11 protein-coding genes and 1 riboswitch are annotated in these 11,623 nt (G+C 29.8%); all 11 genes read right to left on the minus strand.

Going from position 1 to position 11,623, the window contains the following annotated elements:
- The coding region (locus ACMOUI_RS12350; RefSeq protein WP_418965995.1) for a WG repeat-containing protein at positions 1 to 367 on the minus strand (367 nt) is incomplete at its 3' end.
- Between the two features lie 14 nt (positions 368 to 381).
- Positions 382 to 4,464 (minus strand): hypothetical protein, encoded by a 4,083-nt coding sequence (locus tag ACMOUI_RS12355; RefSeq protein ID WP_418965996.1) that lies wholly within the window; start codon positions 4,462 to 4,464, stop codon positions 382 to 384.
- 20 nt (positions 4,465 to 4,484) lie between these two features.
- The gene (locus ACMOUI_RS12360; RefSeq protein ID WP_418965997.1) at positions 4,485 to 4,955 is read right to left on the minus strand and encodes a LysM peptidoglycan-binding domain-containing protein; all 471 of its coding nucleotides are present in this window, start codon (positions 4,953 to 4,955) and stop codon (positions 4,485 to 4,487) included.
- Positions 4,956 to 4,966: 11 nt separating this feature from the next.
- Positions 4,967 to 5,401, minus strand: coding sequence for a hypothetical protein (locus ACMOUI_RS12365; protein WP_418965998.1), 435 nt, complete (start codon positions 5,399 to 5,401; stop codon positions 4,967 to 4,969).
- Between the two features lie 4 nt (positions 5,402 to 5,405).
- Complete coding sequence (locus ACMOUI_RS12370; RefSeq protein ID WP_418965999.1) at positions 5,406 to 5,942, minus strand: hypothetical protein; 537 nt, start codon at positions 5,940 to 5,942, stop codon at positions 5,406 to 5,408.
- Between the two features lies 1 nt (position 5,943).
- A complete protein-coding gene (locus tag ACMOUI_RS12375; protein ID WP_418966000.1) occupies positions 5,944 to 8,574 on the minus strand; it encodes a hypothetical protein in 2,631 nt (876 codons plus the stop codon).
- Between the two features lie 19 nt (positions 8,575 to 8,593).
- Positions 8,594 to 9,268: a hypothetical protein gene (locus ACMOUI_RS12380; RefSeq protein WP_418966001.1), complete on the minus strand. Its 675-nt coding sequence runs from the start codon at positions 9,266 to 9,268 to the stop codon at positions 8,594 to 8,596.
- A 67-nt stretch (positions 9,269 to 9,335) separates the two neighbouring features.
- A complete protein-coding gene (locus ACMOUI_RS12385) occupies positions 9,336 to 9,908 on the minus strand; it encodes a hypothetical protein (RefSeq protein ID WP_418966002.1) in 573 nt (190 codons plus the stop codon).
- Between the two features lie 44 nt (positions 9,909 to 9,952).
- On the minus strand, positions 9,953 to 10,690 hold the full coding sequence (locus ACMOUI_RS12390) for a hypothetical protein (RefSeq protein ID WP_418966003.1): 738 nt from the start codon (positions 10,688 to 10,690) through the stop codon (positions 9,953 to 9,955).
- 18 nt (positions 10,691 to 10,708) lie between these two features.
- Positions 10,709 to 11,032 carry a winged helix-turn-helix transcriptional regulator gene (locus ACMOUI_RS12395; RefSeq protein ID WP_418966004.1) on the minus strand — a complete coding sequence of 108 codons (324 nt, stop codon included), beginning with the start codon at positions 11,030 to 11,032 and terminating at the stop codon, positions 10,709 to 10,711.
- 60 nt (positions 11,033 to 11,092) lie between these two features.
- Positions 11,093 to 11,168, minus strand: a riboswitch (cyclic di-GMP riboswitch).
- Positions 11,169 to 11,253: 85 nt separating this feature from the next.
- Positions 11,254 to 11,623 (minus strand): GGDEF domain-containing protein (locus tag ACMOUI_RS12400; protein WP_418966005.1); only part of this gene is annotated, 370 nt, incomplete at its 5' end.

Genomic DNA, 11,623 nt, shown 5'->3' on the forward strand with positions numbered 1-11,623 from the left:
CATTTATAACTCCCCATCTGTTATTTTTTTTTACCATATAGTTTTTATTTTTTAATAAGTTAATATCTTCATACTCATAATCTATAACTATTTTTCCATTTTTATCAATAACTCCCCATCTATTGCTCTTTTCCACTAAAAATCTATCACTTATATCCAAAACCTTTATATTATCAAATTTTGGAGAGATTACTATCTCTCCACTATCTGATATTATTCCATATTTATTTAGATATAAAAATTTGGCAACCTTGCCTTTAAACTCTCCAATTTTATAGTTTGAGTCATGGCTAAATTTAAGCATATCAACTCCCACAGCTTCCACTGTAATAATCAATAAAATAATCAGTATGGAAATTTTTTTCATCATCTACTCCTCATCTATTCCTTTACAAAAATGGTTATCTCTAAGACTCCTTTTTGCTCTCCCAATTGAGCCTCTGTTGAAACATCAATTTTTGCATCAATATTCAGTAAGTATTCATTGGATACATTTGTCTCGTTTAAAGAGGAATCAATAATATTAGCTGTCAATGGCACCTTAGAATCATACAGAGGTTTAGTAGGTTTTAAGTCTACCACATTCCCTTCCAGTTTATATCCGATATTGTTTATATTTAATCCTTTTGATGCCTCTATTCGAATATCTCCACTTCCTCTACGATTCTTAGTACCAGCAGGAACATTTCCAAAATCAATAGCAGTTTTTTCTCTTATAATAAACCAAGATTCTGGTAGGATAATTTTTAGTTTATGCTCCACTATATTTTTCTTATTTCGTTCAATTATTAATTCTAGACTATCTTCAACTTTTCCCCCTAGAACTCTTTCTTTCATAACTAGACCCAATGAACCATCTTTAAAAAATATGTCAATTTTATTGTTCTTAGATAGCTCTATTGTCCTATTTTCTAGGTTACCCTGTTTACCAATCTGTCCAATGTTTTCTAAACTTCCATTACCTTTTTTTATGTATACTCTATCTCCATTTTCTACCTTTAAAACTCCGTGCCCTTGGGTATCCTCTAAAAATACTCCTCTTGGTATGGGTTCTTTCAACTGTAATCCCTCTAAATTGTTATACGTTATTGTTTTAAAGTTTATCTTTTCTCCAGTTTGATAATCTGCCGTTATTTTTAAACTGCTTTCCCCTTTTAACAATAAATCCCCTTTTAATCTAATCTCTTTAATGATCTCTTTAAAATATTTGGTTCTTCCTATTTTTAATATATAGTTATTTTCCACAGAAAATAATGTATCAATTCCAGCTGATGACGATATTTTATAGTTTTTATTTCTCGGTAAATCCTCTGGAATTTCTAAAATAACTTTTGCATATTTTTTAGCCCCTATTATTTTGTTATCCATAACCTCATTTTCTGAGGAATCTAGTAAAAGTATTCTTCCTTTTTGAGGATATTCTATCCCCGTCTCCTCCTCAACTATTGAAACACTTTTATTTCCCACTATTCTAAGCCCCTCATAATCTCTTAAATCTCCATTCTCATGTTTTGTTATATCTGTATTGTAGCTATTTGTAGCTACGCTTCCCAATACGATTCTATTGACTCCCATTTGGATATTCTTTTCTATTTTATCCCCAATATCAATAGATAGGGAATCATAGTTTCTATTGTAATAAACATACGGATTAAACTTAGGAAGTTTAAAACTAAAGTTATAATACTGACTTACATTTTCTGTTGCTCCAGAAAAATGTTTAATTACAACTCTTCCTGAAGCTCTCTCAAAATTCCAGTTAGAAAGTGCTATATAAGTTTTAGAATCATTTTTTCCATAGGATATAGATATTTTATTTCCATCTCCTATATCTATATTCTCCCAATAGCTTCCACTTCCACTGCTTCCTATGATTGAGCTAATCACTTTTCCTGAAGCGTCAATTATCTCTATATTATGTTTCCCTAAAGCATATTTATAGTGGTCCACAAATCCATTAAAAGATATTGTCTGATTATAATTATATCCATCTGTAGGTATTCTATTGTATTCTATATTGTTTCCCAATAGATAAAAATAGTTTTCTTTCAATAGTGGTGTGTTCTCTTTAAATATAATCTCTCCACCTGAAGGAGTAACCTCCCTTGTTTTTATTGTTACACTATCTATTAGTTCCTCTTTGAACTCTCTATAGACACTGTTTCCAAAAGGGCTTTTATCTGCAATAAAAATAATATCCGATATATTTTCATCATTTCTAACTTTTAACTTATATGTTACATCTCCACCATTTAAAATGAATTTTTTATACTCCTCTTCTGAAAGATTTAAATAGATATTCTCTCCATTTCCCCCACCGATGCTTCCCGATATATCCATCTCCATTTCACTTATTTTACTGTTCTTTTTAAAACTCAGTGTTGCCTCTATCACCCTGTTACTCACACTGCTTTCCGCTTCTAGATACACATTTTTAGATAATTTTATCCTTGGGTTTTTAGAGCTATTTTGTCTTAAAATATCCGTTTTCATCTGGTAAAAATATACACTTCCTAAATCTATGCTTTTTTTACCTATGTTTTCTATAAATTTTGAACTCACATCCTCAACTTTATAGATATTCTCATTTATTGATGAGTTATAGTTATTCAAGAGTATACGAGGATTAAATTTTGGAATTTTTATTCTATTTTCCTTTGAAACCTCTGTCCAGCTTTGATGATCTATTCCCTTTATATTTGAGTTTCTATCCTCCGCTCTTAACTCCATTTTCTCTATCGTTAGATAATAATGTCTATAACCACTGTCATCATACATATGTTTCATTCCATACTCCACTCCATCAAACCTAAAGTTTAAAGAGTTATCTAATCGCTCCACATATTTTATTCTATTCCCATTGGCATATATTGTAAAACCATCTCTAGATTGAACAAATTTAAAAGCTATTGTACCTCCTTCAAATTCAATTACAGGAAATCCATTTACATTGTTTTTATCAAGAGGCACTCTCAATATTGGTAATCCTTTCAAAGTCCCTTTCAGTATCTCTGTTGATTCTCTCCAATCTCCATATAATCCAAATCTACTTCTCACTGGAACTCTTCTTTTTCCGCTTCCATAGATTAGTTCTATTCCATCAGATGTAAAAAATTGTGCCGTTCTACTTATGTTCTTGTACCACTCATCTTTTATATACATCTCTGTTGAATATATCTTGGCGTTAATCCTTTTATTTGAGGAGACACCGAATCCATATGCACTATATCTCATTGGATATGTAGAGTTATATATCTCTGTATTTCCTGTTTCTCCATATCTTTTTTCTATTTCATGTGGATTTATAGCTTCTATATTCAACGAATCTGAGATAAAGTTTTTTATATCATTGTCCAGGGTAATTTTATTATATCTATTTAGATATTCACTATAGAATCTTGTTTGAGTTAAAAAACTTCTAAATTGAAAATACTCTTTAAAATCCTTATTATTTATAAAAATTTCAAAATTAATTTTTTGAACTATCTCATTTGATGAATTTTTTTGAACTAGTGTAAACTTTATATATCCATCTCCTGCCCCTGATTTCTCAAGAGATAATTCAACTCCAGAGTAATCACTCCAAACCCTGCTCTTTACTCGATAACCTGGCATTGAAAACTCAACATATTTATTTCTAGTTTTATAAAAACTCCCCTGATTATTTATAACTCCCGATATTCCAGAGGCATTCTCTATCTCTAAGGTGTCACTATCTTCAAAATCAAAGGACAGTGGTCTACCACTTATGTCAAATACGGTGTGTAAATTTGGGTGTTCCAAAGCTCCTTCAGGATGACTATAGTCACTATTAGATCTTATCATTATATTCCCTGACCCATTTTTAGATGGATTTATAATTAAGTTAGTCAATCTATCCAAATCCTCACCAAAAAGCCAAAGTTTTATATTTACACTGTTATTTTTAGGAGTGTCATAATTTACATAGTTGCTTTTATAGATTTTTTTCAATTTATAATCTGTTCCTGTTATACCAATAAACATATCTTTTGGCATTTGAGTATAATCTATCTCCAATTTTTTATAGTTATTTCTAGCTTTTAAGTTAAAAATTTCAAATCTAAAATTTGAAGAAGTTTTCATATTTTTTATTCTATTTAGAGCCCTTCTTCCTGAATTCGTAGCTGAGTTAGGAATATCTTCCAACTTATCAACAATAAATACTCTATCCCCTTCCCCTAACTCTTCCAATATAGCAAACATCTTTTTTCTTTCAAAATCAACTTTTACATCTATATTTTTACTCTTTACTTTTGTAATTGTTAAGTTAAGTTCTGCATCTTTTTCCCTTTTTTTTATGGTCTTAATCTCTGTGACCTCTTTTTTAGGATTCTCTTTAATAATTGTATGAGGAATCTCTCTAGTGGAAAAAATATTTTGAAATATCAATAGAAATAAGGAGATTAGCAATATTTGGTACAAGTTATTTTTTGTTTTTTTCATAATATTTTACCTCTCTATCATTATCTCAATCTTATTTTTTGACCTGGATAAATATCTGTTATATTTTCTAGATTATTTATCTTTTTTAACTCTTTCCAATTTAGTTCATACTCCACAGCTATAGATATTAAATTTTCTCCCTTTTTTACCGTGTAATACTCTGGAATATCCTTTAAGTTCAAATGTCTCTTTCTCACCAAATATATTTTTTGCCTTGGATAGATTAAATTTGGATTCTCTAGTTCATTTATTTTTACTAAATTTTTGGTTTTCTTATCGTGAATCTTTGCTATTTTAGATAAGTAATCTCCCTGCACTACCCTATGATATGGGTATTCATTCTCTGTACTTTCATTTTTTAAATCATCTGTAAGTTTTGAAATATTTACAACAACCAAATTTTCATCTATCTCTATTAAATCAAATTTTAAATCCTGTCCTCTTATCATTAAGACCCAACCTAGAAAAATCAAAAATATTTTTTTTAACATTCTCTTCCCCTTTAAGATGATAACTTGCTATATTGAGAGATTATAATGGGAACATATCCCACATAATCCCCCTCAATAACATCCGCTTCCTCTCCATTATCAATATCTCTTTTATCTAAAATTGCAAACACTTTAATCTGCTCTATTTTTTTAGTGATTATAAAATCATTATTTTGTGTCTCTAACCTATACTCATCTATCTTTACCCATTTTTTTCTATTTGTCATCAATCCCTTTTTAGGAAAATTAAACTTCAATTTTTTATCTTTATCCATCTCTAAATTATCTGTTGATATCTCTAAAATTCCCACTCCAATCACTTTATTTGAACCTAACTCCCTTGTGGAAACCTCTTTAAACCTTATGGGCTCAAATATTTTTATATTGATCTCTGAAAATCCAATACTTTTTATCAACATAAATAGCAATATAATCAATCTTTTCATAGCTTTACTCCCTCACCTCAATAGTCATATAGATTTTCCTTTTAAAAGTCCCCTCTTTAGAGATTTTTTCCCCATCTATATAGAGAATATTATCTTTTAATATTCTTGTATTTATAAAAGGAGATGAGTAGATATAGGTATCTATCTGTCCATCTGAGTCTATATCAATCTCTTTTTCGCTATAGTGTAATCTATAGTAATCCTGCTTTTCAGGGACCTTATTTAGCTCTATTTCAAATGGAATTTTCAATTTTTGGTCATCTATCACAAGAGCTTCTATATCAATATCTGACATTATCTCTAAAGGAACAAAAACCTTTACCCTACTCTCTAGATAAACTGTCGTATTTTTTTCTAAAACTCTTCTTCCTATAACATTTCCCTGATTATCAACTTCATCTATATCCTCAGTGGGTAGCTCTGGCACTTTTATGTCATCTCCTAAGTTTGGAATTTTATCGATATTTATGACTTCACCATATAGGACACTACAAAATAAAATTTGAAATATAAAAATATATCTGATTGTTTTTCTTATCACTTTAATACTCCTCTTCATTTAGATAGATTGAATTATTATACACATTAAAGGCAAAAAGATTATTTTTTACTGGGTCCAAATAACTTAGTTGAATAATTTTATCCAATTTACCAATATTATAGGTTGCTCCTAAATATGCAACTTCCAGATAATATTTTTTTGGTAATAGTCCACTTATTTCAAACACCCCTGTTTCATCTGGAATACTCATATCTAAAACCTTTCCATCTAAATCTTTTACTTTTATCAACAGTTCACTATACATTACCATCTTCTCTTTTTGAGTTTTATTCAATGAGGAATCTATATTTATAATTCCAGTTAAAGTCAACAGGGGTTTTACTGGAATATATGCCACTAAAGTTGAACTTGTTCGCCCTTTTATTTTAATCCTATTATTCCCTAAGACAAATGATGGCTTTCTTATCACTGGATTCAAATTATATGTCACATGGTTTGGAATTCCATAAAAAACTCCCTCACCTTTTTTATTGGTTGTAACCTCTTTATTTCCAATTTTTACTTTTACATTATCGATTCTCGGTTCTCCATCATCCAAGATATTATTGTTATTCAAATCTATAAAAGTTATAACTTTAACTCTACTGCTATCTATATTTTCTATCTTTTCCTTTGGATTTTTTAAATCAGTTATTCTATCAATTCCTATTTTGTACTCTTGATTTCCTTTTTTATCTACAAAACTATCAAAGTTAAACCAGTTATCATATTTTAAATTAAATTTAAAAGTTACCATATCCTTATCTTTTTCTGAATATCTTGCTTCCACAGTATAATCTAACATTCTATTGCTACTGCTAAAAAGGGTTAATGCTGTCTCAAAATCCTTTCCATTATTCTCCCATCTATTCTCCCATCTAGTAGTAAATGATCTAAATCCGCTATAATACATATTCAGGGTATATTTATCCTCCTCTTTTAAGGACTTTTCATATTCAGCTGAAATAAGAATATTTTTAAAACTTTTAGAGTAAGTTGTAGTAAACTTTGAATCATTCTCTGCTGATTCCTTGTAATACTCTTTTTTTTCATACTCATATTCAATCTCCATTCCACTAAAAGGTCTATATTCAATGCTATAGCTATTTTTTCTTTTATTTGAATAGTATCTATCTCTATTTTCGTTCTCTGCCTTTAACCTAATCTTATTTATATCTATTTGACCCTTAAATGTGTGGATGTTTTTGTCTTTAGTATCTCTTTTGCTCTGCTTATCATAGATACTATTGAAAACTCTTCCATCTTCAGCCACTAAAACATATGGGTAGTTAAATAAAAAATCATTATAGATTAACTCAAACTTTCCACTTTCTAAGTATCGATACCTGTCATTTATTTTTTCAATCTCTCTTTTGTACCCTAACCCAGTTGTTATATTATTTGTTAATCCATAGTATACTCTTGAGTCTGTTGTTACTTTTCCTGATTCGTCATGCTCCCTTATATCTATGTTATACTCTATTTGACCCTTATTTTGCTGATTGTAATCACTTGTTGTATTTATCTTTCTAAACTCTATTTTCCCAGAAGGTTCATATATTTTTAATAGATACTCTCTATCACTTCTTATCTCTGAATTTTGAAACTCCACAACTCCATTTTCAGAGTCCTTAACATCAATAGGAAATCCCATATATAGAAGTTCTACTCTACTTCCAATTGGAACATTTTCTTTAAGTATATAGGTTTTATTTGAGGTTATTATATAGCCTTTATCCTTTTTAAAAGATAGCCCTTGCTCTCTCGCCTTACCATTTCCAGCACTATAGCTGCCCAACTCCAAGGTATGTGATTCCCATATCTCATTGTATCTAAGGGTTATATCTTCAAATTGCTGATTTCTAACATCATAAGTTGAGGTTAGCTGACCATATAATGCTGCTCCTTGATATTCTAAAGTGGATTCCCAATCTTTTTTAAATCTATCACCATCCACCTTATTCTTAGTAAAAATTTGATTGAATTGAGTTCTTAAGTATCCCACTTCAAATAGTTTAGGGTTATTTGTATAGGACAAAATATTTTCATCTCTTTCCTCTTCAAGTTCCTCCTTTGTTCTTTGAAGACGAATAGCTATTGAATCAGGTGATAAAAAATTAAGATACATGTAGATCTTATAACTATCATTATCCACTTTTAAACTTTTTAAAAATATCTCTTTAAAAACTTCCTCCTCCAAGTAGACTTCATCACTCTCATAGATCAGTGATTCTGGCGTTAGCTCTACTCTTTTCTCACCATCAATTTTTAACTCTGTAGGTGTCAATTTAACCTCTTTTAATGTATCACCCAAATAAAATGTTATTTGTTTTTTATCTTGAAAACTATAATTAATAAAATTGATATCTTTAAAAAATTCTTTTAAAGGAAAATAGTTTTTCTTGTTTTTCAATATAACTTTATATATTTTAGATTTTAGTTCACCATTGACTCTTAACTCATATAGATAGTCTCCATCTGAGTGCTGAAGGTTATCCGACAGAATTTCATAGTCCTCTTTTGTAATCAATCCCTCTTCATAAAGTCTTTTAAGATCTCCCTCTTCCAAATCATTTGAATATATAAAAACACTTATTATACAAAAAAATAAAAAACTCACTAACTTTCCCAAATGCATAACCTATCCACCCTTAATTTATATTTTTTTCACTAATTTTATTCCCCCATATATCTAAAACCACTAACTTAGTCTTTTTTTGGAAAGTGATATCTTTTGGGACTCTCTCTTTTACCACTTTTTCCTCACCTTTAAAAATCCTAGCAGTTGTTAAATATTTAAGTTCCTCTTTATCCTCTTGTAGATATAGCTCAAACTTCCCCCTTATAAGCCCTTTGTTCTTTAAATTTATACTAATAGTATTATTGTTTTTAACAATCTTTTCTATCTCTAAAATAGGTTTTATATCTCCAACATATCCAGCTAACTCAATTTTTAAATTTGTAAAAATCTTTACATCTCCACTTTGTTCACCTGGAGTTTCAATCTCTTTGATGCATAGATTAGTTAAATACTCCCCTTTTGATAGATTATCTGGTGCTACTACTAAAACCTTAATTTTTTTACTTTCCCCAGGTTTTAAAGTTAATACCCTTGGGTATAATTCAACCCACTTACTCATATCAAAAGTGTCTTGAATTTTTTCTGGATAAATTTTATAAGTCAATCTATTTTTTGTAGTATTAAAAAGCGTGTACTCCTTATAACCACCTTCTCCATCGATTCTCTCATCAAAATTCAATGGAGATATATTTGTATAGGCCAATATGTTCATTGAAAAAATCAAAAATAATAATACTTTTAACATAAATTCTCCTCATTTCACTATGTCTGTAACTAAAGGGTAGTTAACCTACCCTTTAGATTTTAACTAATTATTTCATTGTCAATGTAGCTTTAAATGTTCCTGATCCAACATATAGTCCAGAAGCTTGGTCTCCTGGTAAAGCTGGAACTATTGATTGAACTTTTGTCATAACCATAGTGTCAGTTGGAAGCACTGCTATCTCCCCAGTTCTAAATGCTAATTTTGACTCGATTGATTTCGTGCTAGCCGCCGCGTGACCGTCTAATTTAAGCGTTCCGTTGTTCCCTGCTATCTCATTACCATTTAAGTCTGTAGCCTCAAATTTAGCCTTATAAGTGTCTGTAGAGTTATCTGCAAATGCTTTTCCATCTGCTCTCATAAGTCTTACCTCTTTTTCTATAACTGATTCTGAACTTAATCCTGCAACCATATTTCCATGATCAAAACTTAATTTTTTGATTAAAACATTATTTTCGTCTACCAATACCAATTGTGGTCCCTTCGGTAAAACTGTTACTCTAACTTCCAGTGGCACTCCTACGCTTCCTGCATCACTAGTACTTGTTGGAACTGAATCTCCTGGATTTGCCCCAAACGCAACTGCAGTCACTGCTAATAAACCAAATAAAACTTTTTTCATAATTTACTCCTCCTAATATTTCTATTATTAAAAAACCCCTCAATTTAAGGATTATTTTTTACATTTTTTAAAATAATTTTCTGTCCCACAAAAACTTGATTATTATAATCATAGAAAACTAATTCTTTGGCCAATGACGGTATTTTTATATCTATATTTAACTCACCATTATTATTTATTCTTCCTCTGGCTTCAACATCTATTAGGCTGTTGGCAGAATCCACAAATCCCACTCCTATTTCATACCCTCTACCTGTTGTGTTTTTTAATTTTGCAACATAGTAATTATCTGTTTTTCCTTTATCAGATTTTCTTTTCACTATTTTTTCATTGGATATTTCAAATGTATCTCCCACCTCTCCTACATAAGCCTGCATTTCCAGTCCTACAGAGGTTTTTAGAGAAACTGCTGGAGCTATTTTACCCTTTTTATTTTTTTGTAAAAAAGGAATTGAAACATTTTCACTCCCTATCATAAAACTGTATATCCCCTTTTTTAAAACTGGGGGAGCTTCCACAAAAACTTTTACCTTTCCACTACTCTGTGGTTTTATTGTTAAAATTTTAGGATAGACACTAACATATTTGGAGATATCATTTTCTTTACCTGTACTGAATATATTGATTTTATATCTCACTACCTCATCCCCTGAATTGGTATAGGTAAACTCACCATATCCCTCACCTGTATCAATTCGCTTATCAAACCCAAGTGGTCCAAACTCAAATCCAAATGCCATCATTCCTATGATAAACAATAATCCAGTTACTTTTCTTAGCATTTTTTCACACCCTTATATCTATATTTCATCGATTAGATTCTCTATATATTTCTTTCCAAAATTATCTGCCTCTTTTAAAATTGGCACAATCATTTTGCCCAAAGAGGTTAAAGAGTATTCAACATACCTTGGGTATCCATCATTACATCTCTTTTTAACAATATCGTATTGTATTAAACTATCTAAAGTTTCAATTAATACCTTCTCATTACATCCCTCTAAAATTCTCCCTAATTCACTTAATCTTAAACTTTTTTGATTCAATTCCCATATAATAAGTACGCTCCATTTTCTTTTAAAAATTTTAAATGTCATTTCAAAAGGATAGCGAACTCCTACCATAAAACCCCTCCTAAAAACAAATATAAAAAAAGCCGATTGCATTAAACTTAATTATAAGTTTTTTGCAACTGGCTATCATTTTAAAGACCCTCTAGTTTTGCGTCATAAGGTTTCCCTTACTTTGCCCCATATAAAATTAAAATTGTTTCACACTTGTGAAATAAATATATCATATTTTTTTTCCTATGAAAATAACCTACTTTAAAGTAAGTACATATTAACTAGCTTTCTATACGATTTCTACCCATTTTTTTTGCCTTGTAAAGTTTTTCATCTGCCTCTTCTAAAGCATTTTTCAAATCACTTTTTTCCCTTAAATCTCCATAAAAAATTCCAAAAGAGGATGTTATTACTCTATCTTCTATGAGTTCCAATCTCATTATGTCCTTTCTTATTTTCTCTATTAAATCCATAAGTTCATTTTTTTCTATATTTTGTATTATTATTAAAAACTCCTCTCCACCATATCGAGAAACAATATATTTTTTAGAAACTCTTATTTTTAAAATATTTGAAATCCCTTTTAAAACTAGATCTCCTTGACTATGTCCATATATATCATTGATTTTTTTAAAATAATCTATATCAAAT

Source organism: Cetobacterium sp., from assembly GCF_048470075.1.
GTDB lineage: Bacteria > Fusobacteriota > Fusobacteriia > Fusobacteriales > Fusobacteriaceae > Cetobacterium_A.